At 67.7% G+C, this 24,701-nt stretch carries 32 protein-coding genes and 1 tRNA gene; 2 read left to right on the forward strand and 31 right to left on the reverse strand.

Annotation, left to right across the window (positions count from 1 at the left end):
• Positions 1-2: 2 nt before the first annotated feature.
• Genes WAT24_RS06615 through WAT24_RS06640 form a run of 6 tightly spaced genes read right to left on the reverse strand, consistent with a single transcriptional unit; the run spans position 3 to position 8,569 of the window.
• Positions 3-2,804 (reverse strand): hypothetical protein, encoded by a 2,802-nt coding sequence (locus WAT24_RS06615; RefSeq protein ID WP_336807042.1) that lies wholly within the window; start codon positions 2,802-2,804, stop codon positions 3-5.
• A complete protein-coding gene (locus WAT24_RS06620; protein ID WP_336807043.1) occupies positions 2,794-3,021 on the reverse strand; it encodes a hypothetical protein in 228 nt (75 codons plus the stop codon). Before WAT24_RS06620 ends, WAT24_RS06615 begins: the two co-directional genes overlap by 11 nt.
• A complete protein-coding gene (locus WAT24_RS06625; RefSeq protein ID WP_336807044.1) occupies positions 3,018-3,242 on the reverse strand; it encodes a hypothetical protein in 225 nt (74 codons plus the stop codon). The genes WAT24_RS06620 and WAT24_RS06625 overlap by 4 nt, the downstream gene beginning before the upstream one ends.
• Before the next feature lie 8 nt (positions 3,243-3,250).
• A complete protein-coding gene (locus tag WAT24_RS06630) occupies positions 3,251-4,066 on the reverse strand; it encodes a phage BR0599 family protein (RefSeq protein WP_336807045.1) in 816 nt (271 codons plus the stop codon).
• Positions 4,056-5,252, reverse strand: a complete 1,197-nt coding sequence (locus WAT24_RS06635; protein WP_336807046.1) for a hypothetical protein — start codon at positions 5,250-5,252, stop codon at positions 4,056-4,058. The genes WAT24_RS06630 and WAT24_RS06635 overlap by 11 nt, the downstream gene beginning before the upstream one ends.
• Positions 5,252-8,569, reverse strand: coding sequence for a phage tail length tape measure family protein (locus WAT24_RS06640; RefSeq protein WP_336807047.1), 3,318 nt, complete (start codon positions 8,567-8,569; stop codon positions 5,252-5,254). The genes WAT24_RS06635 and WAT24_RS06640 overlap by 1 nt, the downstream gene beginning before the upstream one ends.
• A gap of 284 nt (positions 8,570-8,853) precedes the next feature.
• Here WAT24_RS06640 and WAT24_RS06645 point away from each other — a divergent pair, with 284 nt between their 5' ends.
• A complete protein-coding gene (locus tag WAT24_RS06645; RefSeq protein WP_336807048.1) occupies positions 8,854-9,048 on the forward strand; it encodes a hypothetical protein in 195 nt (64 codons plus the stop codon).
• 85 nt (positions 9,049-9,133) lie between these two features.
• Here the strand turns inward: WAT24_RS06645 and WAT24_RS06650 are convergent, their stop codons facing one another.
• The 11 genes from WAT24_RS06650 to WAT24_RS06700 form a co-directional block, all read right to left on the reverse strand.
• Positions 9,134-9,754 carry a DUF6631 family protein gene (locus tag WAT24_RS06650; RefSeq protein ID WP_336807049.1) on the reverse strand — a complete coding sequence of 207 codons (621 nt, stop codon included), beginning with the start codon at positions 9,752-9,754 and terminating at the stop codon, positions 9,134-9,136.
• A complete protein-coding gene (locus WAT24_RS06655) occupies positions 9,747-10,502 on the reverse strand; it encodes a phage tail tube protein (protein ID WP_336807050.1) in 756 nt (251 codons plus the stop codon). The genes WAT24_RS06650 and WAT24_RS06655 overlap by 8 nt, the downstream gene beginning before the upstream one ends.
• Before the next feature lie 3 nt (positions 10,503-10,505).
• Positions 10,506-10,700 (reverse strand): DUF7210 family protein, encoded by a 195-nt coding sequence (locus WAT24_RS06660; RefSeq protein WP_336807051.1) that lies wholly within the window; start codon positions 10,698-10,700, stop codon positions 10,506-10,508.
• On the reverse strand, positions 10,697-11,170 hold the full coding sequence (locus WAT24_RS06665) for a phage tail terminator protein (protein ID WP_336807052.1): 474 nt from the start codon (positions 11,168-11,170) through the stop codon (positions 10,697-10,699). Before WAT24_RS06665 ends, WAT24_RS06660 begins: the two co-directional genes overlap by 4 nt.
• Positions 11,167-11,679 (reverse strand): gp436 family protein, encoded by a 513-nt coding sequence (locus tag WAT24_RS06670; protein ID WP_336807053.1) that lies wholly within the window; start codon positions 11,677-11,679, stop codon positions 11,167-11,169. The genes WAT24_RS06665 and WAT24_RS06670 overlap by 4 nt, the downstream gene beginning before the upstream one ends.
• 2 nt (positions 11,680-11,681) lie before the next feature.
• Positions 11,682-12,074 (reverse strand): Gp49 family protein, encoded by a 393-nt coding sequence (locus WAT24_RS06675; protein ID WP_336807054.1) that lies wholly within the window; start codon positions 12,072-12,074, stop codon positions 11,682-11,684.
• Between the two features lie 102 nt (positions 12,075-12,176).
• Positions 12,177-13,073, reverse strand: coding sequence for a Mu-like prophage major head subunit gpT family protein (locus WAT24_RS06680; RefSeq protein ID WP_336807055.1), 897 nt, complete (start codon positions 13,071-13,073; stop codon positions 12,177-12,179).
• Positions 13,074-13,100: 27 nt separating this feature from the next.
• Positions 13,101-13,505 (reverse strand): hypothetical protein, encoded by a 405-nt coding sequence (locus tag WAT24_RS06685; RefSeq protein ID WP_336807056.1) that lies wholly within the window; start codon positions 13,503-13,505, stop codon positions 13,101-13,103.
• 12 nt (positions 13,506-13,517) lie between these two features.
• A complete protein-coding gene (locus WAT24_RS06690) occupies positions 13,518-14,618 on the reverse strand; it encodes a phage protease (RefSeq protein ID WP_336807057.1) in 1,101 nt (366 codons plus the stop codon).
• A gap of 53 nt (positions 14,619-14,671) precedes the next feature.
• Positions 14,672-15,607 (reverse strand): LAPAL motif-containing putative phage structural protein, encoded by a 936-nt coding sequence (locus tag WAT24_RS06695; protein WP_336807058.1) that lies wholly within the window; start codon positions 15,605-15,607, stop codon positions 14,672-14,674.
• Positions 15,608-15,761: 154 nt separating this feature from the next.
• On the reverse strand, positions 15,762-16,352 hold the full coding sequence (locus WAT24_RS06700; protein ID WP_336807059.1) for a phage virion morphogenesis protein: 591 nt from the start codon (positions 16,350-16,352) through the stop codon (positions 15,762-15,764).
• 18 nt (positions 16,353-16,370) lie between these two features.
• Between WAT24_RS06700 and WAT24_RS06705 the strand changes: the two genes are divergently transcribed.
• Positions 16,371-16,449 (forward strand) — tRNA-OTHER (locus WAT24_RS06705).
• Between the two features lie 3 nt (positions 16,450-16,452).
• Here WAT24_RS06705 and WAT24_RS06710 read toward each other — a convergent pair.
• Genes WAT24_RS06710 through WAT24_RS06775 form a run of 14 tightly spaced genes read right to left on the reverse strand, consistent with a single transcriptional unit; the run spans position 16,453 to position 24,543 of the window.
• Positions 16,453-17,742: a phage head morphogenesis protein gene (locus WAT24_RS06710; protein ID WP_336807060.1), complete on the reverse strand. Its 1,290-nt coding sequence runs from the start codon at positions 17,740-17,742 to the stop codon at positions 16,453-16,455.
• Positions 17,735-17,875, reverse strand: coding sequence for a hypothetical protein (locus tag WAT24_RS06715; RefSeq protein WP_336807061.1), 141 nt, complete (start codon positions 17,873-17,875; stop codon positions 17,735-17,737). The genes WAT24_RS06710 and WAT24_RS06715 overlap by 8 nt, the downstream gene beginning before the upstream one ends.
• Positions 17,872-19,458, reverse strand: coding sequence for a DUF935 domain-containing protein (locus WAT24_RS06720; protein WP_336807062.1), 1,587 nt, complete (start codon positions 19,456-19,458; stop codon positions 17,872-17,874). The genes WAT24_RS06715 and WAT24_RS06720 overlap by 4 nt, the downstream gene beginning before the upstream one ends.
• Positions 19,452-21,041, reverse strand: a complete 1,590-nt coding sequence (locus tag WAT24_RS06725; RefSeq protein WP_336807063.1) for a hypothetical protein — start codon at positions 21,039-21,041, stop codon at positions 19,452-19,454. Before WAT24_RS06725 ends, WAT24_RS06720 begins: the two co-directional genes overlap by 7 nt.
• Positions 21,038-21,595, reverse strand: a complete 558-nt coding sequence (locus tag WAT24_RS06730; protein WP_336807064.1) for a phage protein Gp27 family protein — start codon at positions 21,593-21,595, stop codon at positions 21,038-21,040. Before WAT24_RS06730 ends, WAT24_RS06725 begins: the two co-directional genes overlap by 4 nt.
• Positions 21,596-21,599: 4 nt before the next feature.
• On the reverse strand, positions 21,600-21,908 hold the full coding sequence (locus WAT24_RS06735; protein ID WP_336807065.1) for a VpaChn25_0724 family phage protein: 309 nt from the start codon (positions 21,906-21,908) through the stop codon (positions 21,600-21,602).
• A complete protein-coding gene (locus WAT24_RS06740; RefSeq protein ID WP_336807066.1) occupies positions 21,905-22,198 on the reverse strand; it encodes a DUF2730 family protein in 294 nt (97 codons plus the stop codon). The genes WAT24_RS06735 and WAT24_RS06740 overlap by 4 nt, the downstream gene beginning before the upstream one ends.
• The gene (locus WAT24_RS06745; protein ID WP_336807067.1) at positions 22,195-22,434 is read right to left on the reverse strand and encodes a TraR/DksA C4-type zinc finger protein; all 240 of its coding nucleotides are present in this window, start codon (positions 22,432-22,434) and stop codon (positions 22,195-22,197) included. The genes WAT24_RS06740 and WAT24_RS06745 overlap by 4 nt, the downstream gene beginning before the upstream one ends.
• A 3-nt stretch (positions 22,435-22,437) precedes the next feature.
• The gene (locus WAT24_RS06750) at positions 22,438-22,650 is read right to left on the reverse strand and encodes a hypothetical protein (RefSeq protein ID WP_336807068.1); all 213 of its coding nucleotides are present in this window, start codon (positions 22,648-22,650) and stop codon (positions 22,438-22,440) included.
• Positions 22,647-22,859, reverse strand: a complete 213-nt coding sequence (locus WAT24_RS06755) for a hypothetical protein (RefSeq protein ID WP_336807069.1) — start codon at positions 22,857-22,859, stop codon at positions 22,647-22,649. The genes WAT24_RS06750 and WAT24_RS06755 overlap by 4 nt, the downstream gene beginning before the upstream one ends.
• A 1-nt stretch (position 22,860) precedes the next feature.
• Positions 22,861-23,295 (reverse strand): hypothetical protein, encoded by a 435-nt coding sequence (locus tag WAT24_RS06760; RefSeq protein ID WP_336807070.1) that lies wholly within the window; start codon positions 23,293-23,295, stop codon positions 22,861-22,863.
• Positions 23,292-24,053: a transglycosylase SLT domain-containing protein gene (locus WAT24_RS06765; protein WP_336807071.1), complete on the reverse strand. Its 762-nt coding sequence runs from the start codon at positions 24,051-24,053 to the stop codon at positions 23,292-23,294. The genes WAT24_RS06760 and WAT24_RS06765 overlap by 4 nt, the downstream gene beginning before the upstream one ends.
• Positions 24,050-24,220 (reverse strand): hypothetical protein, encoded by a 171-nt coding sequence (locus WAT24_RS06770; RefSeq protein ID WP_336807072.1) that lies wholly within the window; start codon positions 24,218-24,220, stop codon positions 24,050-24,052. Before WAT24_RS06770 ends, WAT24_RS06765 begins: the two co-directional genes overlap by 4 nt.
• On the reverse strand, positions 24,217-24,543 hold the full coding sequence (locus WAT24_RS06775) for a putative holin (protein ID WP_336807073.1): 327 nt from the start codon (positions 24,541-24,543) through the stop codon (positions 24,217-24,219). The genes WAT24_RS06770 and WAT24_RS06775 overlap by 4 nt, the downstream gene beginning before the upstream one ends.
• Between the last annotated feature and the right edge of the window lie 158 nt (positions 24,544-24,701).

Raw genomic sequence — 24,701 nt, forward strand, 5'->3', positions numbered from 1 at the left:
GGTTACTCCAGAGTCCGGATCTCGCCGGACGTCGTGACGCGGAACTCGCCCGCAGTGGTGGTACGCGCGACGCGCGCATAGTCGAAAGTCGCTTCCAGGGCCTGCCAGCTCTCCAGGCCGTCGCGCACCGCACTCACCGCTACGGTTACCGGGCCGTCGTCGGGAAAGGTGTACGCCGTTGCGCTGGTGCCGGCGATTCCCGCCTCGCTCGAGACCAGCGTGCCAGGTGGCTGGTAATAGCGGACCGTGTAGGTGGTGCCGACCTCGGGGCCCACGTCGGCCTGGGTGGTGTCCACCAGCTGGTCGGCCTGCAGGACACGGTCGCGGTGCGCCCATGTCGCCTGGATGGCACCTTCGGCAAAGCGCGGGTAGGTGCTGCCATTGATCGCGAGCTTGCCGGGAGCGTAAGGCCGCGCAGCACGTTCGTTCATCAGGACGGCGAGCGTGGGTGCACTGGCCAGGTCGAGCTTTCCGGCAGTCGTGCGGGTCAGCAGCTTGGCGTTCACCGTGTCGCCGCCCACGTACTCCCGCGCGTCGGCCGCCAGCCAGTCGCCACAGAAATAGATGCGCGAGCTGGCGTCGTGCGGTAGAGGGGCCGTATCCGCACAGCCTCGGCCGAGCGTCACCGTGCCCGCGCCTGTGTCGAGGGCATCGACCCGCACGATCTCATCATCCCAGCGGGCCCAGGAACCCACGGCCACGCGATCGAGGTCCTGGCCAGCGGCATAAGTAAAGGCGACGTCGGCCGGCGTAGCCGCCTCGTTGATGAGCGCCGTTCCACACCAGTCGCCACTGCCAGCCGCTTCGTAGTCCCCGCCACCGACCGCAGTGTCCAATTCATAGCTCAAGCCGCTGACAGGCCGTACGGCGGCGGCTACCAAGAATCCGCTGTCGGTTGCCAGCGCCTGCAGGTCGGCATTGGAGAGGGCCGCTGCGAGTTCGACGTAGGGCGCCTCCATCGCGATCTGGCATGGCGACGGCTTCGGCGTCGTGGACGGCGGCTGCCATACAGTGGGGTCGGGGTTTACATAGACCGCGTCCGGCATCGAGAACACGTTCTGCACCAACGCGAGCTGCATCTTGCTGTCGCGCAGGGTTCCCTGGCCCACCTGGCCCACGGTGACGACCAGGTCGGCGATCCCCTCGCTGGGCAACTGCAGGCGCGCGTTCATACCCGGCCGAAGGCCGCGGAATCGGGGGAGCACGGTGAGGTCGAAGGTGGAACGCGGCGCGCAGCCCGCATCCAACTCCCGTTTGCCCAGGCGCAGCGCCAGGTTCTCCGCTGGCACCTCGTGGTACTTGCGGGTATCGGTAATCACAGCGCCTGAGGCCTGGATCGCGCCGGCCGCATAGATGGGCGCGGTAGTGCGCGTCTCCTTGGTGGTCGGGTCGAACCACTCGACGCGCATGAGGTTGGGCGCCTCGGCGATCACGCCGGGTGTCTGCTTGAAGGCTACGACGTCGTCTTCCGTGATGATCGGGAGGGCGTCGAGATTATCCGGTGCGCGAATAAGGTCCAGGTAATAGAGGCCGTCGACCCGGCTCTGGTTCAGGTTGCCCGCGATCAGGTTGCAAATGCGTTGCTGGAACTGCTCCGGCGTCTCGCTGCTGCTGTCATAGACGGTGCAAAGGCCAAGCGCTTCGTCATAGAGCTTGTCGGCAGCCGCGCGAAAGCTCGCGTCGTTGATCATGCCCGAGGGTTCGCCCTGCAGCTCCTCGTGAACGATTGAGTCGTAAAGCAGATGCGCCGGGTTCATGGCGCGCAGGTCGCTGCTGGACACATCCAAGTTGAAGGCGGCATAGCTGTAGGTGCCGTAGTCTTCGCCTAGGAGCACGATGGTGTTTCCGCCCAAGCGAAGAACGCTGGCCGGCACGTTGATCTGGTGCGTGAACGCCTCGGAGGAAGGGTTCGGGTCATCGCCCGAGCGCGCCAACACCAGTTGGCCGTTGACCCAAACGGTAGCGTAGTTATCGATGAAGACGGTCAGCGTGATATCGGCAACCCGCGAGACGTTGAATATCCGCCGTAGCCATATCCGCGTATTGAGAGGCCAATACGTGTTCTCGATTGCCGGGAAACCAGCGCCGGCGGCGTACGGATGCCCTGGTGCGCTTGCAAAGGGCATCTGCCCTGTAGGCCAAGCAGAATCGTCCAAGGCGTCAGCGGAATAGTCGGTCTCATCGCTAAGCGGAAGCACTTTGTAACGCCAGCCATTTGAGGTCGGCCCCAACTCGGCGCTCGAGACTCGAGCGAAGACGTCGATGACGGCCTTTTCGGGATACCAAGTGACATCGTCCTGCCAGTCGGCAAGGATGCGCTCCACCTTGATGGCCACCGGCTTGGGGTTGGGGATGTTGGCGCCGAAGCGGCCGCCCCGCGCGACCGTGGTCAGCTTGCCGCGATGCGCGCTCTGCCCGCGCAAGGTATCGGCTGGCGTGGTGTTCTCGTCGGGCAGGCCATGCCGCGAAAACAAGAGCTCGATCAGGTCCTTGAAGCTGAGATCGCCGCCCGGCGTCTCAGACGGCGAGCCACCCAGCGTCGCGGTGAGGTAGTCGTTCGGCTGCTGGGTGGGCTCGCCGAACATGATGTCCCAATCGCCCTGGACGCCGCCTTGCGCATCCTCACCGCCCCACAGCTCGGGCTTGTCGATATGGATACGCCCGCTCTCGGTCAGGCGCCCGCTCCACATGGTGGCGCCACCGCCGCGGAGCTCGAGCACGGCATCCACCGGGCCGCGGCACCAGCCGAAGTGCAGCAGCCACTTGTACCAGTAGCCGACCGTTTGCTTCTTGCTACCGCCCACGGGCTTCTACCTCGCGCGCGTATGCCACCACCGCAAGGGCGAAGGCGTCGCCGGTGGCCTCCAGCACCGCGGCATCGATGCCGTCGCGGCGAAAGGCGTTCCAGTCCAAGCCATAGCGGGCGAACCACGCACGGGCGCCGCCCGTGCACAGCCCAGGGCGCACGCCGAAGCCCGGCACGCTGCGCACGTGTTCCAGGCGGACGATCAAGCCGCTCACTTCTTGCCTCCCTTCTTGCGAATGGCGTCGGTACCCACCTGCTGCATGGCCAGCTGCATGGGATCGTCGATCCACACGGTGCCGTAGACCCGGATGATGCGTTTCCCGTCCTGCACGGTCGGCACGTCACCGCGCTCGGGCTGGGGCGTCTGCACCCTGGCGCTGGCCGAGGCGGCCAGGAACACGCTGACGATCACTACTGCGACAAAAGCCCAGATCATGCGATGCCTCAGATGGGGTTGCCGTCGTAATAGTCGCGGCCGGGGATCCAGAGCTCCCCGCCGAAGTTCGGTGTGTTGTTGAAGTAGGCGCAGTCGGCCCAGCTGCCCGAGCAGCCCGGATATGCAGTGACGGCCAGGTTCGGGGCGAGATCCGCAGCGCCGTAGGTCACGACGATGGTGGTGCCGCTATGGCTGTTGATGCTGCGACGCTCGATCAGGCCATCGCTGCGCGGCCATTCGATCCAGCCCCCGGCAAGGCGGCCATTGGGCACGTTTGCGAACTCGGCGGCGGTCAGGGAGAGGCCGTCGACCGCCGTGAGCGTCGCCGGCAGCGCATGCGCCGCGCGGTCGACATTGCACAGCCCATTGCCCTGGCTGAAGAGCACCAGGTCGCAGGGGCGCTGCCAGATGCGGCTGCGACCGCCACGCTTGTTGCGCGTCTGGCTCGGTTCGCTGGACAAGATCAGCTTGGTGTCATCGAACTGCGGGCTGGTCAGGCGGCCGATCCAGTCGACCAGGTAGTCCACCTCGCCCACGTGCTGCGTCCAGATCGTCACCATGATCGGGTCGGCCGGCGGGTACGGACGCCAGTTGGCGGCCACCTCGAGGTCCTTGGGCAGGCTGATCTTGATCGTGCGCTGCTGGCTGTCGCCGCCGTCCTTGATCTTATCGTGGCTGATCGCAGTCGGCAGGTACGTGTCGCCGTTGTAGGTGATCGCCCGATCCGCGTTGGTGTAGAACCAGGACAGGTTCGCCCGCGTGAAGCGGAATAGCTTGAGCGGTTGACCACCCAGCAGCGCGGCGTCGCGGGCCTCAGACGTCATTGCGCACCGCCTGCCAGGACGTGCTGGCCAACGCGGCGCCGTCGGCGTCGGTCAGATGGTTGATCTCGACGGTGTCAGAGGCCAGCTGGCACATCGACAGGAAGCTGATCGCGCGCACCGCGGCGGGTTCGACCGACATGCCCACCGGCGCATCCAGGAGCAGTTGCTCGGTATCACCCAGTTCGATGCTGGCGGTCACACGCCGGTAGAGCACCGTGCCGCCATACAGCTCGATGCGAATGTCGCGGCGGTTGGGCTGCATCTGGCCGAACAGCGTGTTGCCGCACCAGTCGACGGTCAGCGTGTCGCTACCATCGGCCGCCTGCGCGAGCTGCAGGTCCGCCCGCCAGCTCGGCACCCACAGCTGCCCGGCGCGCCCGGCCAGCTGATACAGCAGGCTGCGGAACACGGCCTGCTGGTCGCGCCCGTCCAGTGCCCACCGGTGCGCCTGGGTGCGGAACGGCATGCCCGGCAGATCAAAGTAGGACACCGGGCCGGTCTCCTCGTCGACCGTCTGGTAGGTGCGCACGTACTGCTCCTCTGGATCCTGGGATTCGTCCGAGCGCCACTCCAGCACGGGCACGCCGCGGTAGATGGCCGCACTCGGCCAAGCGGCGGGCCAGTCGCACGGCTCGTCGATCAGCAGCTGCACGCTGACCTTGCCCACGTCGTCGCTGCGCTGGGTTTCCTTCGCCGGCTCGACCATGCGCGCCTTGCGCACCGGATAGAGGCGCGCACCCATCGGCCAGCTGCTCTGCGTCGCGGTCAGCAGCATCAGCCCGCCGGCGTCCACTGTGTCGATCGAGAGCAGCTCCCAGCGCGTGGCCGAGAGCCAGACCACAGCCTGGCCGCCCGCCACGAAATCAAAGCCCGCAGTGCGGCAGGCAATGGTCATGGCGCCAGCGGCCACTTCGCTGGCCAGGAGCTGCACGTCGGGATAGATGGGCAGCAACCACTGACGCACGCCCTGGGTGAAGCGAAGCGCATCGAGCAGGCGGCGATCGGCGCCTCCTGCCGTGACCAGGAACTGGAAGGCACGCCGCGGCGCCAGGCGCAGCTGGCGCTTCTGCTGGGTGCCGTTGCGGGCGGTCTGCACGTCCGTCAGCCAGGCGAGCGTTTCCCGGACCGCCTCGATCCAGTTGGCCGGCACCGGCCACAGCGGCAGCGCGTCAGCGACATAGCCCATCAGCTGTTCCACCGCCCCTGGATGGTGGTCGGGTTGCTTCCGACCACGTGCAGCACCGCCTCTTCGAAGGCATCGGTGCCGGCAATCTCCTGGGCCGCTTGGTTGCGGTCCCACACGTGCACGTGCTTCTGGGCGCGATCGCGGCCGTTACCCTGCTCACGGGTCGAGAGCGCGCTGCTCAGGCGCATGGTCGGCGCGGGCGGCGCCGACAGCCGCGGGGCGTCCCCGATCGCACCGCCATCGGCGTAGCGCGGGAACTCCAGGTTGTTCACTGCGTGCATGAAGTCCAGGCCGTAGTAGTCCACTGCGGCCGTGCGCTGCATGAACTCGCCGTTGCTGGCCATGATCGGGATGCTGTCGCTGGTGGCGGTACCGGCACCGCGGATCTCGCCGCCCGTGGCATAGCCGGTGGGCTGCGAGCGGATCTGCGCGACGTTGGCCAGGCCGGCGGCGATCGCGGCGGCCGCCGCGGCGGCGCCCAGCGCGGGGCCGACGTAGGGGATCGACGCCATCGCGGCATACGCTGCGGTCGCGGACTGGTACGTGTCGATCATCGCCTTGGCGATCGCCGCAGCCTTGCCGATGGTGGCGATCTTGCGATTGCTGCTCTGCTGCAGCACCGCCAGCTGGCCGAAAAAGTCCGACGAGGCCGTCAGCGACAGCTGGTGGCGCGACTGCTCGATGTTGAGGCGCTGGTCCGCATACTGCTGCTCGATCGTCGCCTTGCGGGCCTGGTAGGCCTCCTCGTTCGCTTCGTCCTCCGCGCGGAACGCTTCGTTGGCGGCGAGCTGCTGCGCATGCCATTCGTCGAGGGCGCGCTGCGCCTCGAAGTTCTTGGACAATTCACTGGACACGCCGCCCACGGACGCATCGACGCCCTGATACTGCGGCGCAGTGATGACGCTGCTTTCGCCGATCCTATGGATGCTGTCGTGGTACTGCTGGGCGTTGATGACGCCCTTGGCCAGCAGGTCGTTCAGCTGCTTGATCTGCGCCTCGGCCGTTTCCACCGACGCCTCGGTCGGCGTGCGCAGGCTCTGGCGCAGCTGCTCCCATGCCTGGCGGTCCTGCTCGGCAAGCTTGTCCAGCTCCGCGTCGCGGATGGTCTTTGCCAGGCCGATGACCGCCACGCGCTCGGCCTCGATCGCACGCGTGTCGGCGCCCGGGGCCTTTTTGGCCTGCGCGGCCTGCTCGTTCGCCTGGGCGACCGCCTGGTTGTACTTCACCCATGCCGCGGCCGCCGGATCCAGCTGGCCCTGCATCTGCTGAAGGCTCTGCAGCAGGCCCTGTTGGGCGGCCGCGGCCGCACGCGCCTGCGCCTCTGCTTCGCGTGCGCCGGCGTTGCTCGACTTCGGATCCGCATAGCGCTGCTCGATCGCCTTTTTCAGCCGGTCCCAGCCAGGTCCCTGCGGCATGTCCGCCTGAGGACCTTCGAAGTTGACGCCCTCTGGCAACTTCCCTCCCGCCAGGTGGATCTTGTAGAGGTTCTCTGCCGCTTCGTTCAGGGCATCCTGGCGTTGTTTCGCTCGATCAAGGCTCGTGGTCAGCTTATCGATGGCCTCGGCTGCCGCCTTGCCCTCGGTCTGAACCTGTTGGGCGACGCCTTGCGCCGCTGCATCCGTGCGCACCTGGAGCGCTTCCTGCTGGGCAGCCTGTAGCTCCCGATAGGCCTGCTGCGACTGGGCGAACAGTTGGTCCTGGTACTCCTTGGTCGAGCCGGCCGTCAGACTGCGTCGATAGGCGTCGTACACCTTGTTGTACTTGGCCAGCGCGGCTTGGAACTTCTCGATCTCGGTGGCTGGCTTGCCAAGGTCCAGCAGGCCCTGCTTGATGTTGTCGACGCCCCGCGACCACTTGTCGGCGAACGTTTCGAGCCAGCCCATCCGCTCATGCAGCTCATCCATGCGTCGGCCGGTTTCGTCCGCGAAAGCTTTGGCGGCGAGGTTCACGGCGCCGTATTGGTCGCCTGCGCGCTGCAGCGTCTGGATCTGCTGCAGCAGGGTAGTGTTGAGGAAGTGGTACTGGCGGTCGAGCTCGATGGCCGCGCGAACCGGATCGTCAGCCAAGCGGCTGAATTCGGAGACCACCTGTTGGGCGCTCTTGCCTCCGAGGGCCGCCATATTCACCGCGGCGCGACCCACTTCATTCAACGTTTCCGCAGACACTCGGCCGGTGTCGATCAGTCCGTTGAGGATCTGTCGCGCCTGGCCAACGCGGCCGTTCACCGAGCCATAGGCGGCTGCCAGTTGGTCGACCTGGCCCGTGGTCGTGCCTGCATAGTTGCCCGTGGTGATGATTGCGCGCGCGAGACGCTCGTTCTCGAGATATCCCTCCACCGCCGCTGCCGTCAGAAGTGCTACGGCGCCCACGACGCCCCCAATGGCCAGTCGCAGGGGAGTGAGCACGGACAACACGCCTTCGAGGGCCGGTTTTGCGCCACCGAACGAGTCCTTGATCTGGCTGCCCTGCTGCAGGAACACCATCCACACGGGCATGCCGGCCGCGAGGCTGACAGTGATGTCGCTGATCTGCGCCGGAAGCTGGCGCATTGCCATCGCTGTCTGCGCGGACGTGACGCCCATCCGGCTAAGTGACTGGCGGCTCGTTTCGATCTGCCCTTGAAAACGCGCGAAACTGTCTGGGTCCACCAGTCCCATGCTGCGATAACGCTGCAGCTCGGCTTCTTGCGCGTCCAGGCGCTCAAGAGCGGCGATGGTGGGATCGATCTGCCCCAGCAACCGCGTGAGCTCCGCAGCATGGTCCTGCGCCGCACCTGCAGCCTGGCGCTCGGCCGCGGCCGCTTCGGCAGCGGAGACGCTCGCCTGCCTCATCTGCGCGTTCTGACGAGCGACACTCGCCGATACATCTTCGGCAGCATCGCTATGTCCGCGCGCTTGCGTCGCGGCCTCCCGTGCGGCAGCTGCAGACGCTTCCTGGCTGGCAACCTGGTCGCGGGAAGCTGCGATCACTGCGCGAATCCGCGCCGCAGCCTCTTCCTCCGTCTCGGCGAGGCGCCGGACGCCGTCGACGGCCGCCTGGGTTCCCGCGGACACCTGTTCTGTGGCTTTGGCTACTTGGACCGAGCTGGTCGCCATCGCCGCCATGCGCGTGTCGATGTTCTCCAGGACACGGACCACGCGGTCGACGCTGCCTAACAGGCTGTCAAAACGCTGGCCCGTCCGCGCGAGAGACGTATTTGTGGACTCGGCTTTCTTACCGGTTTCCTCGATCGACTGACCGATGGCCTGCAGGCCCTTGCGACCCTCCGCGAGGTCGGCCTTGATGCGGAGTGCAATGTCTAGGTTGCGATCGTTCATGCTCTCCGGCCCTTGGCATCTGCCAACGCGCTATGGCGTCAGGATGCGTGACGGGTCGAAGGCCTCGGGAGCGAAGCGCTTCGCTCAAACAAAAAGCCCTCGCGGTGAGGCGAGGGCTTGGCGCGAGCTTAGCAGTTGCCGGAACGCAGCGGCAACGCGGCTGCTATTCTCAGCCGGGCCAACAAGGGGAATAGACAATGGCTCTCATCACGTGTCCGGACTGCTCCCATGATGTTTCCGACGCTGCACCAGCGTGTCCTAGCTGTGGCCGTCCGATCGTCCCGGTGCAGATCGAACAGACGGGCAAGCGTTACAAAGGGATGCTGGCGTTCGGCTTCATCGGTTGTTTGGTCGGCCTAGTGCTCTCCGGCATAGCGTCGGTCGCCAATTTTCCCATCTGGCCCCCGTTCGCTTTCGCGATGGTGTGTCTTGGGCTCTACCTCTTCGCCGTGGTTGCCGCCTGGTGGCGGCACGGCTAACGCCGCAGCTGCGCCAGCATCCTTTCCAACGCCGCCGCCCCCTTGTCCGACCGGCAGCCTGAATAGCCGAAGGCGATCGCCTCGATTAGGTCGGCCCGTTGTCGGTTCCGCCCCGCGGCGAGTCGCTCGTGGAAGAGCTGGAGCTGGCGGGCGGTGTATCGTCCGAGCTGCTCGGGCGTGCCGAAGCCGGCGCTGACGAGCTCGACGTAGACGTCTGCCCATCGGTCGCCTTTGCTTGGGCGGCCGCCCGCGCCAGCGTTGCGCGCTTGGCCCGCTCGCCCGACCTGCGCACGATCTGGCGGACGAAAAAAAGGCCGCACACACCCCACCAGTGGTTCACCAGGGCATCGCCGGCTGTGTCATCCAGCTGTGCAACCCAGGCGATGTCCTGGTCGCTGGCCAGCTCACCCGCCGGCGCGATGCTTTGAGCCATCGCCCGCTGCACCAGGTCGACGTGAGCGCCCACCACGTCCAGTACATCCTCCACCAGCACCTCGCCTGCGTCGAACAGGCGGCCGAGGTCGGCGGTGAACGGGGCCATGTACGCGCGCACGCGCAGTCCCTCGGTGAAGCCGTACTCCCGGATGGTCACCGAGCGGCCCGCGATCTTCACGGTCACGTCCGGGTGGAGCACCGAAAGATCGTCCGCGCCCTCGGGCGCGGACGTGGTTGGCTTGGGCTCGGCATTGCCAAGGCGCTTAGCCATTGGGATCCACCATCAGCACGCGGGCGAACGGGCCCCACTTCGGATCGGGCTGGCGGAAGGGATCGACGCGCGCCTTGCCTTGCAGCTCCATGCTGCCGAAGTTGTCGTTGATCCAGCTCATGGTCGAGGCCGGATTGAACACGACGCTATAGACCTCGCCGCGCACCTTCATGGAGGCGCCGTCCACGGTGTTCTCGCCATCGAACACCACGTAGACGTTCGGCGCGTTCTGGCTGAGCGCGGTCACGATGCTGTGGGCGGCGTAGCTGTAGCTGTCCGCCACCACACCCGTCTTGGCGGTCAGGAACGAGATGACGCCGGTGTCCGCGTTGATCGTGTAGTCGGTGCCGGCGACCAGGGCGGCCGAGGTGCCGTCCTTCAGCGCCTCCGCGCTGACAGCGCCGTATGCCAGGGCGACCACGTCGCCGGCCTTCACGTCGCCGATCGCCTCCGCGGTGACCGTGCCTGCCACCACGTCGGTGGCCACGCCGGACATCGCGCGGGCGGCGTTGTCGGTGTTGAGCTGGCCGAGGGTCAGGTTCACCTGCAGGCTCTTCTTGGTCTTGAGCGTGGCCGCCAGGCCGCGCTGGCCCGACCAGCTCTCGTCCTGCTCTTCCTCGCTGACCGACTGCGCCCACTCCAGCTTGCTGGAGTCGTAGACCCAGCGCGCCGGCTGACGGGTGCCATCGGCGTTGCGCAGCCCGATGTACACCTTGCCCTGCATCGAGAAGTATTCGTTGAGGTTCATGGCTTACTCCTTGCCCTTGGCGCCCGAGGCGGGCGACACGGCAGTGGTGGTGGGCTTGTCGATCAGGCCCTTCTCGGCCAGGAATGCGGCCTGGCTCGCCGTGACCGGGATGCGGTCTCCGGCTTTGCAGACGCGGCCGGCGTGGGTATGGCCGTCCTTGATCAGGGTCACCAGCTGGGTGTTGGGTTTGTCGCTCATGGTGTTGCCGCCTCCGGGGCGAGAATGATTTGGGTGGTCCACACGTCGCACCACAGCGCGGTGCTGTTGTCGTACTGCAGCAAGTCGCCCTGCCGCAGCTGCAGCGGGCGGGCGCCCGGAACATCCGGGATCCAGCCCTGCAGGCACTGGCGCACCTGCTTGAGGAGTTGGCCGATCTCGCCGACGAGCTGAGCGCCACGCTGCTCGCGGTAGTTGCGCCCGACCGTGACCACGCCGAACGAGACGACGCCCCGCTGGGGCGTGCTGACCTGGTCGCCGCGGCGGCCATGACCAGGAGCCGCCGGCTCGAACAGCTCTTTGGCGAGAATCACGAAGCAGCTCGGCACCACGAAGTCGCGCAGGTTCTGCACGGCCGCATAGTCCGCCGCCAGGCCCACCTGGCGCAGCATGCTCACCTGGGCACGCAGGCGGTCAGCCACCGGCTGCACGTCGAACGGCGCAAAGCTCACGGGTAGCGCCTCGACCGATCGCGCCGGAATACGTGGCCGTCGCTGACGAACTGGACATCAGCATCGCCCGGATCCGTCAGCACCGGGTCGTTCGCGCCCAAGCTGAACTTACCGTCGGCGGTGAGCTGCAGCAGCTTCAGTGCGTCCCGGTAGTCACGCACGATCGGATCGTTCTGGTCGGTGCTGAGACGGTCCTTGTGCAGGTTGTAGCGGGTGATCGCGCGCGACCAGGCCACCACCACGCCCGGCACCGTGGCCAGCGGCAGCGGGTAGCGCCTGGCCAGGAAGCCGTCGATCACGCCATCGGCGTCGGTGATCGCCTCCTGGATGCGAGCCAGGGCCTCGTCCGCCACGGCAATGTCGTCTGCAGACCAGGCGCTGCGATCGAGCGCCCGCAGGGTGGCGTCCATCAGCTCGTCCACCACGATAGCGTCACGCTCGCGCGTCGCCACCTGGGCCAGCTCACGGGCGCCCGGGCGTTCGGCGAGTTGGACAGGGGTGACGTACATGATCAGCCGCGCGCCTGAGTCGCACTGAGGAAGTCACGCAGCCGGAAGCCGATCAGCGGCCAGATCTTCTCGACCGCTTTTTCGCGGGCGAGCTTGCGACCGATCTCCGCGTCAAAGTTTTCCGGGCTAGCGCAGGCCGATTCGCCGGTCACGGTGTAGCCGTTGCGCAGAACCAGCACACAGATGGTCAGCAGCTGCAGCTGCGGCGGCATGCCCATCGCAACCCGGACGGCGGACTCAGCGTCCTGGTTGTCGGCGGAAGCGGCGCCGAGTGCACCGTCAAAGGCCGTGAAGAAATGCTCGCTGGCGATCTCGTCGTCCACGTCAGCCTTGGTCACGCGTGGAGCGGTCAGACCCTTGGTCTGGATCTCCTGTTCGATCTGCTCGTCGTTCACCTGCGAGGCTCCTTTAAAAGGCGGCCGGGGCTCTCCCCGGCCGCCACCTGCAACGGCGCTTGAGCGCCTTTCGGATTGCCCCTCGCGGGGGCGTCGCATCCGTTACAGCCAGCTGGCGACCTGGACCTTCAGGCGACCCTTCAGCTCGTTGGTGGCGCCGGCTTCGTTGACGGCGTTCTCCAGCAGCTGGCGAGCCTCGAACTCCAGGGTGGGCGGCACGACCAGGACGGTCGGGTTGATGCCCAGCGGACGGCCGTTGTCGCCCTTGCGGCTGGTCATGGCCACGATCGCGGCCTTGAGGCCGGCTGCGTCCAGAGTCTTGTTGCTCGCGTAGGCCAGCTGCCAGAAGCCGAAGCCGACGTTGCAACGGCGATCGGCGCCATAGACGTACTCGGCCCGGTCGAACACGTTGTCGTCCGTCTCCGCCGTCTTGCTGACGAAGTTGGGCGCCTTGCGGTTCTGGAAGATCAGCGGCTTGAGGGCGCGGCTGGTGTCGAGCACGTACCAGTAGGCGTTGGCGCCGCCGGAGTCGTCCAGGTTGGCCTGGTTGGCGTCTTTGCCGTTGGCGCCGGTGACCGGGTGCGTCTTGCTGAAGAAGGCCTGGCCGTCGTAGCACTTCTCGGTGCGGCCGGCGGCCAGCAGGCCGTAGCAGAGCTGGTCCGGGTGGGCACCCATCGAGCGGCCCATCTCGGCCATCAGCGGGGTGTAGACGCCGTACTGGTCGTCCTCGATCGCCGGGCGCGGCACCGCCACGGTCAGCTCGTAGGACTTGTTGCGGATGGTGTAGCCGTGGCTGGTGATGCCATGCACCACACGGTCGCCGACCCATTCGCGCACGTTCGGCAGGGAGCCCAGCCAACCGTACTCCTCGGCGCCGGTGGTACTGGGCACCACGGTGGCGATTTCCAGGTACTGGCTCGGGGCCTGGCCGAGCACACCCTGGAAAGCAGCCTTGAAGGCCAGCGCCAGGGCAGTGAGATTGCCTTTGTTGATGATCATGGGTGTCCTCGTTTGTCCTGGGCTGGCTTAGCCGACGCGGACCCAGACGCCGACGTCATCGACGTCGACGATGGTTCCGGCCGCCTCACGCGCGCCCGCGTTGTCGGTCTTGGCCACGGTGGCGTCGTCGACCACGTAGGCGGTCGCGCCGATGTCGGTGCGGGCAATCAGATCGCCGGCGGCGGAGTTGTCGAAGCGGAAGGTGCCCACCCGGACGTCGACGTTGATGTCGCCGGCGGCGCCGCCGCTGTTGTCGGCCACCGCCTGGGCGACGCCAATGGCGGCGCCGGAACCGGCGGTGCCGGCCGGCACGGCGTTGCCGGCGGCGTCCAGCGCGACCAGCGCGCCGGCGAAGATCAGCACTGCGGCGGCCACCGGGTGAGCGAAGTTCACGCCATCACGGCGCGGAGTGTTGCGATCGGCAGAGAGCATGGCGTCGGTTCCTCAGGCGGTCTTGGCCGCGGCGAAGTCCTTGGGGTCGATGCCGGTGGCGTTGCACACCGCCAGCTCGTCGGGGGTGAGGCCGTTGGCATCCTTGCCCTGGGCAGGGCCGCGGCCGCCGGTCTGCGTGCCGGCGAGGGCCGCGATCGGCTGGGCGGTCTCCAGGTACGCGGTAAGCGCCGCGATGTCCTTCTTGCCCAGGTCGCGCGCCCAGTTCTCCTGGGCCTTGAGCAGGCGGCCGTCTTCGAGCGCGTCGGTCACCAGCTGCTCGACCTTGTCGCCGTTGATCTGCGCAGTGAGCGCCGCGACGCTGCCCTTGAGGTCCTCGACCACGGTGATCGGGACGAACTTGGCCGGGTCGGGATTGCCGGCCTGCTCGGCCTTGGTCTTGAGCGCGCTGCAGGCGGTCACGATCGCCTCGGGCGCGGCCTTGTCGTCCACACCCAGCGCCTTGCGCACGCCGGCCAGCGGGTCGTTCTTGGCGTGCGCGTTGAGCGCCGCGATGGCCTGGTCCTCGGTCGTGTCGGCGCCCAGCGCCAACGCGGCGCAGACCGCCAGGAGAAGCTTGTTCATGGAGGGGTCCTCGTCGGAGTGGAAGCCGAAAGTGGCGGCGGCGCGGAGCGCGAGCGGCTCCATGCCGTCGATGGCGGGGTTGTTGGTGATGGCCGCCATCTGGATGTCCAGCACGTCGCCGGTGTGGCGGTCGTAGCTGAAAACGGGGCTGACGTAGCGGTACTCGCCATCGGCGATCAGCTGCCGGGCACGCGCCGTCAACTCGACGGTGCCGAACAGCCCCTGGCCGTCGACCCATTGCAGGTCGGTGATCCAGCCGGCGGCGGGCGCCGGCTGGCCGTTCTCCTCCTTGCGGAGGGTCTGGTGCTCGTAGTCGAGCACGCGCGGGTTCTTTCGCGCCTGGAAGCGGGCGATCACCGCATTGGCGACCGCCTGGTCGATGTGCCAGTGGCCGGAGGGAATGTCGCGGCCGTCCCACGGCTTGAAGTTGCCGGCGGGGGTTAGCTGGATGCGTTGAGCGTTACCGTCCGCAAGGGCGGGCAGCTGAAAGGCGCAGGCGGCAAGGGCGATTGCGAGGGGGGAACGGGCCATGCGGCCAGTTTCCGCACCCCTCGTCAGTCAGCTGGAGCGAAGCGCTTCGCTGCTTACCTGGGATCCTGGGGGTTGTCGAAGTCCATTTTCAGCTGGACCTTCGGCATGGCGCTGCGGTGCTCGAGCACCTCGACGATCTCGTAATCCGCCTTGAGACCATCTTTCGTCAGCCGCTGGGTGCGGCGGACTCGCGCGCGAATGATGTCGTCGCGCGCGAACTGCTCGTTGGAGCGTATCCGCTGGAGGAAGCCCTCATCAAGGATCGTTGCGTAGAAGGTATTTCCACCACCCTCGGTAAACCGCCACTTGTTGCCGTCCTGGAAGGCCAGAGTGAGCACCTGCAGCGTCGCGGTGTACTCGTCACTGGCCAGCTCCTCCTCCTGGGGATCCGGAGCCTTGAAGTGGCGCGCCTGATCCCGCTCGATGAGGAAGCTGACGGTTTTCACCTTCTTGTCCACCGAGGCGACCGAGTCGATTCCCTCCCGCTCCAGCGGCTCGGCAATGACGCCCTCCAGCGCTTTGCGCAGCTTGTAGTCCCGCAGGAGCTTGTAGACCCGCTCCTCGACCTCGACTGACTCATCATCAATCAGGAACCGGACCTTGCCGCCGTCGATCGTCTCGATGCGCCGGATGGCGCGTCCGCGGATCCAGCGGATGAGCTGCACCAGCCCGACGACGCCATCCCTCGCGCTCAGACCTAGAAGGCCGGCCAACGTGCTGATGCTGGCGATGGGATGACCACCACCAAAGTCGATGATCCGCTGCCACAAGGTTTGTGCGAGATCCAGCTCAATGCCGAACGAACCCTCGCGAAACGAGGCATGCACATCCACGGAGACCTTGGCCTGCTCGCCGTTGAGAATTTCGTTGGCTCGTTCGACCAGCTCGCCCAGGGCGAGCAGCGCCGGCGCCAGGGCACGCACGTCCATCCGGTGCTCCTGCAGCGCCGGCCCGTCGTACACCAGGTTGAAGCTGAATCGATCGGCCATGACGTCCATTTTCCCCCCGTCCGTGTCTCAGGCACCGCGCCTGGCATCCCCGGGACGCATTTGAAGGCATTTGAAACCCGTTTAAAAGCTCGGCCCGCCCCTCGGGCGGTACCCTTGCCGCGCCCAGGGGGCTGAAAGGGCCTTCACGGGCCCCTCACGCGGCTGACCCGGAAAGCGCCGTTTGCAGGTGATCCTGGGTGATCTGGACGATCTCGCTGGCGTCCTGGTCGCTGATGCCCAGGAAGGGGCGCGCCGGCATATCGATGTCGTACGCCGGCAAGGTGACCCACTGCGCGAAGTTGGCCTTGCGCTTGTCCACGAACTGCGGGCTCACCTCGCCCTTGCTGTGGTGGAAGTAGGCCTGCTGTGAGCGCGCGGCGATGTGGATCGTGCCGCCGAACTGATGGATGGCGCCATAGGGCGCATTGGTGCCGACGTAGAGCGTGCTGCCGTCGACCTGGTGTGCGAGCCGGTCGCCCAGCATGTGGTTGTCGAACTTCAGGATGGGCACGCCCGGCCGCTTGCGTCCCTTCCAGCGGGCATAGCTGGGCTCCAGCGCCCGCCAATGCGACCCATCCGGCGCCTGCTCCAGGGCGGCGCGATCGCGGGTGGACCGCAGCAGGTACTCGCCGATATCCGACAGCAGCAGGGTCAGCCCGTCGCCGCCCAGGACGCCCAGAGCACGCTGCAGCGCGGTGCTGGCCAGGGTGGTGTCAACCTCGAACTCGATGCGTGCGCCGGCCATCGGTGCTAGGCTCCTCCCGCGCGGTAGTTTCCTAGTGGAAAGGTTGGGGTGGCTTCGGCCACGTCATGATCCGGTTCGAGTCCGGCGCCGCGCACCACCTTCATGCCAGCGAGCCCCGCAACAGGACCAGCTCGCCGGACTTCACCCCCGCCTCCACGTCGACCAGGTCGAGCAGCGAGGCGGTGCGGAACGAGTTGACCAGCCGCTTGCCGGTCTCGGTCTTCAAGCGGTAGTTGATCGCCACCACGACCTTACCGGCCTCGCGCCGGTCGGATGCGTCCACGACGTAAAGCAGCGTGCCGTCCGCTCGGTCGAGCAGGACCGCCTTGGGGCTGGCCAGCAGGTTGGGCAGGTGCGCGAGCTCGTCGGGTGTCAGCGCCACCGGCTTGCCGCTTGGGGTGGTCGACTTGGCGTCCCGCAAGGCGTGGAGTACTTCCACGTCGCGGGCCACGATTGGGGCGGTGGCCGGCTCCAGCCCTTCGGCGGTCATCCGCTGCACCAGCTCCTGGTCCAGGGCGCCGACAGGCACCGTCAGGTTGCGCGCCTGGCGCGTGGTCAACACCTCGGCCTGCCACGCCCCGTAGGCCGCATCCAGCGCCTGCTGGGCGCGTGGCAGTGCAAGGATGGGCGCGAGCGCCTTGGCGGCAGTCGTTGCCGGCAGCTCGGCCGCCTTGGTCACCACGCCCTGCGCGAGCTGCTCGTAGGCGCTGCGGCCGGGCGCGTAGCCGAAGCCCGGATCCACGCCGGCCGGCGTCTGCACCGTCGTGGGCGCCGGACCGCGCTGCCCTACCACCACGTCCTGCAGGTCGATCGGCGGCGCTTGGTCAGGGCCATCCTTGCCCAGCCGCTTGAGGTCGCGCAGGTTCAGCGCTTCGACGGTGCACTGGCAGCCCCAGCCGTTCGGCGGATAGTGCGTCTGCCACCAGGGATCGTCTGCGTGCAGCACCAGGCCGTTCCATGCGAGGTGCTGCGGCCGCGGGTGCTGCACGCTGTCGCTGTGCCGGTACCGCCAGAACGGGCGCACCTGCTTGAGCGCCTGCAGCTGGGCGTAGCGGCCGGCCGCGTAGCTGGTGCGCAGATTGGTCTCGAAGATGACCCGCGTGCGCCAGTCGCGCCCGCCCGTGTAGCTCCAGCCATGCTTGGCCACGATCTGGTCGAAGTCGCGACGGAACGCCTCGAGGCCGGCGCCTTCGGCGATTGCTTTGTCCACCGCCTGGCGCAGGTCGACCAGCAGGTCGATGCGGTTGGCGCCGGCCACCATGAAGGCGTGGTCGTGTTCCTCCTGCCACAGGTCGGTCCAGCGCTCGGTCGGCGTGTTGGTCTTGCGCCGGAAGAACGCGATCTGTTCCTTGAACGGGACCGAGCCGTAGGAGACGGAGCCGTCAGCCACAGTACGGCGACCACTTGATGAGGCGGTGCAGGGCGTAGGCATTGCCCCACTGCCAGGCGTTTGGTTTCAGGCCCAGGCGCGTGACTTCGCGGCGCAGCCTGCGGAGGTTGACCCGACGCTGTGCGGCGTTCATGCACCCGCCTCCCGCAGGATCTCGTAGCGACCGGCCAGCGCCGCCGCCGCCAGGCCCTGGCGCATGGCCTCGGCGTAGTCGTCGAGGCTGAGGTCGGGCAGCAGCTCCATCAGGCCCTCCCGCAGCTGGTCGAGCGACTCGGCCTGGTTCGCCAGGGCGCGGATCTGCTCCAGCCAGCCGGCGATCACCGGCGACACCGTCTTGTCCAGCTGGTCGACCATGCGGGCCGGCGGATCCTGCGGCGTGCCCGGCAGCTGGGCGGTCGCCGCCGCGGTGGCGGCGGGATCCTCGCCGGCCACGTGGTTGGTCGGCGCGGCCGGCTTCGCCGCCTGCAGCAGATCCTCGTCGTCGGCCTCGGGCTCGGGGATGCCTAGCCGCTCTTGCGCCCACTTGCGCGGGATCTTCATGCCGATGCTGACGAGCGCAGGAAGCGCGGTCGAATAGGCCGTGATGTCCTCGGTCTCCTCGACCGGGAACATCATGCGCGGGGCGCGCCGGATGTTGTCCGCCAGACCATTGAGCACCGCGATCGGGTAGATCAGGTCGCGGCTGAGCGTGGTGGCGATCTGCTTGGCGTCACCGTCGCGCAGGTCCTTGCGCACGTCGTCGTGGACCTTTCCCAGGGCGTTGGTGCTGGTCTTGCCGTCGGCCTGACTGGTGAGGGTGCCGCCCAGGATCACCTTGGACTGGGTTTTCTCGCACCAGTCGATCATGGCCTGGAAGGCGTCCGGGTCACCCGTGGCCGCGTCGTGGAACTCCAGGCTCATGCCGTCGGGCACGATGCCGGCGGCGTTGTGCCCCAGCTCGGAGAGCGCGCGCAGCAGGGTGAGCTTGTCGGCCTTGCTGCTGCCCGGCGGGTATTTGCCCACCCGCAGCGGGATGCCGTAGATCTCCAGGAACTCGGCCAGGTCGGCGACGCTGTAGTTCTTGAACAGGTACGGCCACACCAGCACGCGGAACAGGCTCGCGCGCGGCAGGTAGCCGCTCTTGGCCTTGTGCGTGTGCGTGATCCAGCCGAACGGCTGCAGCAGCTCGCCTTCGGCGGTGCCGTCGCGCAGGCGCACCTCCTCGCGGTAGCCGCGATGGACGGTGAACCAGCTCTGCGGGCGGTGCGTGACGGTCTTGGGCAGCCAGTAGCCGTCCAGGCGGTGCCACTCGATCTCCAGGCAGCAGTAGCCCTTGCCGATCGCGTCGGTGACGTCGAACAGCATCTCCTCGAAGTCCGGGATCTCGGCGAGCAGCTCCTTCAGCTGCTTGGCGTTGGCCTTTTCCTTCGCGTAGGGGCTGGACGGCGGCACGATGTCCCAGTCGAGCTGCTTGATGGCGCCGCGGCGCTTGAGCATCTCGCTGGCCAGGTGGCCGTCCTTTTCCTCCATGTCCTCGAACAGCTCGCACTGCGCGACCAGGTCGCCCTGCTCGGCGTTGTCCAGGATGGCCGCCAGGCGTGAGGGCGTGAGGCCGCGGCTGGGATGGTTCTGCCATTCGTTGCGCAGCTGCAGCGTGCGGCTGGTCTGCGGTTCGACCAGGTCGGCCGTGCGGATGGGCTGCCCGTCGGGGCCCAGGATGCGGGAGGTGGTCACCATGCTTTCGGTTCCGGTAGGGCGAGGTCTTCGCCGTCATCCGCGCGCATGGACAGGCGCGCGTCGCGCAGGTTGTCGAAGCCGCGCGGGTGCTGCGGTACTGACTCGAACTCGATCGGGGCGCCGGGGTGGCGACTGGCGTAATGCATCATCGCGATGGAGATCGCCGCGTCGCCGTGGCGCTTGTTGCCGTCCTTGCCGGTGGTGCGCTCCTCCGGTACGCGAGCCACGCCGCGGATCATCTTCACCAGGCGCAGGTCGCTGGCGACGTCCTTGTCGCGCGGAATGCTGATCGTGCCGTCCTCGAACGCGGCCTTGAGCGGCGGCATCTGCTCGCGGTACCAGCCGTCGGTGGCCATGATCAGCTCGACGCGCGACCAGCCGTAGCGCTGCGCGAGGAACTCAGCCACGGCGCTGCCGTTGCCACGGGCGTCGACGGCGGCCTTGACGAAGTTGGGCAGCCGATCGCCGATGAAGAACAAGATCTGTTCCTGCTGGCGGTGCGGCATGTTGCGCAGCTCCAGCATGAACGGCACGCGGCGCGTCATGTTCTGCTGGATCTGCGCCGGCGTGATCACGGTCAGGTCGCCAGTGCGGCCGAAGTCCTCGCCGAGCACGCTCTGCAGGCGCGGATCCAGCGCCGCCAGCAGCGGCGCCACCTCGAAGTCGAGCCACCCCTGGATCACCTGGTAGCGGTAGGTGTCCGGTTCCTTCTCGAAGCCCGGCGGGCACGTGTAGCGCAGCACCGGCACCGGCTCCATGCGCGCCTCGATCAGCGCGCCGGAAAGCCAGCTCCCGGAACCCTGGGACGGGATTGCGTCGAGCTCCTCGCTGGCCGCATCGCCGTAGGTCTTGCGGATGGCGGCCTTCCAGGCGTCTTCCGTTTTCTGCGTCCAGGCCTTGCCCTGGCGCAGGCATACGCGCTTGTAGAGCCCCTCGGCGCACGCCTCCTCGAAGGTAATGCGGTGAACCTTGCCGGCGCGCTTCTTGGCCCGGATGTCCTCGATCAGCTGGTTGAACGGGTTGTCCACGCCGTCGTGCGTGCTGATCACGCGCACCTTGCCGCCCCACATCAGCAGCGCGATCGCCGCCTTGAGCAGCTCGTCGAGCTGGCCGTGGAAAGCCGCTTCGTCGATCACCACCACGCCCTGCTTGCCGCGCAGGTTGGCCGGGCGGCTGGACAAGGCCACGATGCGGAAGCCCGAGGCGAACCGGATCGTGTAGGTCTTGATCGCCTTCTCGTCGTTGCCTCCGTCGAACAGCTCCTCGCCTTCCTCGACGGTGCCGCACGCCTGGCTGAAGGTGCGCGCCCACATGGCGCAGGCCTCGATGTACTCGATGGCCATGTCCATGTTGTAGCCGATGTAATAGACGTTCATGCCGCCCGCGTCGCGGGCGCGGCCAGCAATCAGAACGTCGTCGGCCGCCTCGGCCCAGGTCAGGCCGGTACGGCGGCTCTTCTCGGCCACCTTGAGGTCGCTGTCGTCGGCCAGCCAGCGCTGCTGGTAAGGCAGCAGCGCCGCCGGCACCGCGCTGCTGGCGGTGTTCGGGAGCGCCTCGCGGATGGCGGTGTCGAGCGTAGTCACGCTGCGATGCCCAGGATCTGCTTGCGGATGGCCTCGGCGGTCGCCTCGGTCATGCCGCCGGCCTTGACCACGTCCTTGAGCTTCTCGGCCTGCTCGGCCTGCAGCTGCTCGCGGGCCAGGCGCGCGATCTCCTGCCGTTCCGCCAGGCTCATCTTTCGGCTCTGCATGGTCGCGTGCGCGGCGCGCGCCAACTGACCGATCTCCTTGATCGACAGCTCCTCGGCCTCGGCGTCGGTCGCCTTGAGCGCGGCGTGGGTGGCCAGCGTGGTCACCGCCTGCACCAGGAGCTGGCCGGCGCGATCGTTCGGGTCTTCACCCAACTCGGTCACCAGCGCGGTACCGGCGGCCTGGATGTCGCGCATCCTTCCGGCCAGCTCGTCGACGTTCTGCTTGTACCGGCCCACCGCACTGCGGCTGGGGACCTGCGCGGCGGGAAAGCGCTCACGCACCTGGGCGATGATCTCGTCCAGGGTGAAGCGGTCCTCGCGGATCAGCTTCTCCAGGAAGCTGCGCTGCGCGGCCGGTAGGCGCTTGATGCTCGACTGGCGCGGCATGGACTTAGCGCGGCGTCGGGCGGCTGATGCCCGGCACGTTGGCGTGGCCGGCCGCGACGTCCCCGCCGCGGGCCGTAATGGTGACCAGGTACAGGCTGGGCACCTCCGGCACCGGCTCCAGCAGCACCATGCCCTGGTCCTTCAACCAGTGCAGGTCCGTGGCGACGTCGTCGCGGGTGGCGGCCACAGCTAGGTGGTGCAGGCCGGCGTGCAGGTTGGAGCTGTTCATGCGGTAGCCCGGCTGCTCGGACAGCAGCCGCAACATGACCAGCCGGCGGTCTTCGCGCAGGCGTTCGGCAAAGGTCTTGGTCATCGATCGTTCTCCAGCAAGTGCTCCTGGATCGAGCGGAGCATCTGGGTCATGGCTTGGGTCTGCCCGCTGATCTGGGCGACGGTCTCCACCACTTCGCTGATGGCGCCACGTAGGTCGGTCAGATCGCGGTGGGTGGGCAGGTTCTTCACCTGCTCCTCCAACCTCGTGATCCGGCCTTCGTGATTCCGGGTTTCGGTGCTCTGGCCGCTCACGCGGACACCGACCACCAGCAGGCCGATCAGATTGACCACCAGCAGGGCGATGATCACGGCGGCGATCGTCTCGTTCATCGGAACCCCCGGGTGCGCTGTTCGTGGTCGTGGGCGCAGCTCGCGCAACGGCTGGTCTTGCCGGCGAGCACCTTCAGGCGCTCGGGCTCGATAGCGTCGTCGCAGTCGATGCACGTGCCATCCACCGAGGCGTCGCGCGGCTGGAAGCTGGCCGCGATGCGCTCGCGGACGCGCTGCAGCGCCATGTCGTTGTCACGCTGTTGCTGCTCTTGGGCGCGGTCGATGTCGTCGTTCAAGGGTCACCGTTTCGGTTTCTCGGCCGGCTGCTCGCCCAGACCGTGCTTCCACATCAGCCGCCGCAGTTCGTTGGCGACGGCCTCCTTTACGTTGCCGTGTGCGACGGCGGCGCTGCGCTCTGCTCCCGTGAGGCGCCGGGCGGTCTGCTCCACCTCGGCCCGCTCGGACCGCAGACGCCGCACCAGCGCGTCCACGTCCTTCTCGAAGGGCGTCACGGGTCGGTGCCTGCCGAGACCTTGGCGGCCGTTGCCCGGTCGGCGTTCGCCTCCCGTACCTTGCCGCGCCACTGCTCGATCCAGATCAGTCCGTCCATCGCGCACCAGGCGGGCTTGCCCTTGAGGCTGCAGCGCTGCGGCGGCACCGGTGGCTCGGCGATCGGCCGGGTGAGGCTGCGGTCCAGCGGCCGGTAGGCCGGGACCGGCACCTCAATGACCGCTTGCGGCCGAGGCGGCGGCTGCCGGTGCAGCGCCGAACAACTGCTCAGCAACAGCAGGACAGATAGGAAGCCGACGCAGGTCGGCACAGTCGGGGCTTTCACGGGCAGCCTTCTCCGCCTCGGCGGTTCGTTGAGCGGTCATGTCGTCAAGGTGCTTCTGCAGCGCATCGCGCGCATCGAGCGCGGCGTTGGCAATGAAGCGGGCGGTCTGGAGGTCGCGCTTCTGCTGATCCAGGCGGGCCTGGACGTCCGCGACCGTCGCTCGCGCTGCCCGGGTGTCCTCGGCCGCCGACGCCACCTTGCTCTCGGCCTGGACGATGCGAGCGCTGTCTTTGCCTGCCTGGTGCTGGCTGCCAAGGCCGAAGCCCAGCACGAGCAGCGCGGCGCAGCAGAGTAGAAGCGCAAAGCCCTCGCTCCATTTCATGCGCACACCGCCTGGCCGGCCCAGCCGGCGTCGATGTAGGCGGGTTCCAGCACCATCAGGATGCGGCGCACGTAGGCCCGGTTCTCGCGCCACGCCGCCTGCGAGCGCGCCCGCATGTCCGCCACGTTGCCGGCCCAGCGTCGGCGATCGCGCCCAGCCCTGACAGCGAGCGCCTGCTCCTGGCGTAGGTTGCCCTCACCGCCGTTGTAGGCCGACAGCGCGAAGGACCAGGTGCTGCACTGACTGGCGCCTGGATTTCGATCGGCCAGCCAGGCGTCGTAGATCGCCGCCGCCAGCGCGGCCTGCTGCGGGTCCCAGGGGTCGAACCCACCCAGCCGATCGGGGAAGCGCTGGGCGATCCAGCGGGCGGTCCCGGGCATGAATTGCGCCAGGCCCTCGGCACCCACGGGGCTATGAGCCTTCGGGTTCCAGCTGGACTCCTGGTGGAGCTGCGCAGCCAGGCGTGCGGGCGAGCCGTCCACGCCCCATTCCTCGGCGACCGCCTGCTCCACCCAGCGCCGGTACATGGCGCTCACTTCGGGCACGGCCACTGTGGGTCGGACGACGGGGCTCACGCTCGCCGGCGTTGCGGCTTCGGCGGGGCTCGCGAAGACCAGGACCACCCCGATCAGGAACAGCAGCCCGCCGAGCAGGCTGGATGCGCGCCGGCTCGGCCAGGCGTACGGCACCACCGGCAGGACCGCGCAGAACATCCAGCCGATGCCCAGCATGCCGAGAACAAGGCCCAGGAGGCTCATCGGGCACCTGCCCAGGCGCACCACGCCACGAATGCGATCAGGAGGTAAAGCACGCCCCACAACGCCCGGTACGGAGCCAGTGGCGAGCGCGCCTCGCGTTCGGTGCTGGGGATTTTCCATACACCCAGCACCACCATGACGATGAAGATGATCAGGCTGGCGTTCACGGCATCAGCCCCGCCGCGATGATCGTTGCCGCCATCAGCGTGGCGCGGCGCGTCTGCGCCATTGCGCGCTCGATGCCCTCCAACTGGGAGGGCCGCGCGTCCGGGCTGGCGGCGCGATCGAAGCCGTAGCCCATGACGGCCGCCAGGCTGAGCTTCGAGACGATCCACAGGTAGCTGCCGAACTTGGCGGGGTTGAACAGCACCGCGATCACCAGCAGCACCACGATCGACAGGAGCGCCCATAGCGCCATGCGGCCGAAGCCATCCAACACGGCCGCGAAGTGCTCGTAAGCCCTGCTCAAACGGTCTTTGATGCTCGCCATGTGCACTCCTTCGGCTGAAGAGGTGCCGGCGAGCCGGGCTCAGGGGAGGTAACCCGGCCCGCCGGCTACGGCGTGCAGGGGAAACACGCCGTGGCGTCAGGATGTGCGAGCGGGTGAGGCGAGCGTGGGCGAAGGGCTTCGCTCAAGAAAAAGCCCCC

Source organism: Fulvimonas yonginensis (assembly GCF_037137055.1).
Lineage (GTDB): Bacteria > Pseudomonadota > Gammaproteobacteria > Xanthomonadales > Rhodanobacteraceae > Frateuria_A > Frateuria_A yonginensis.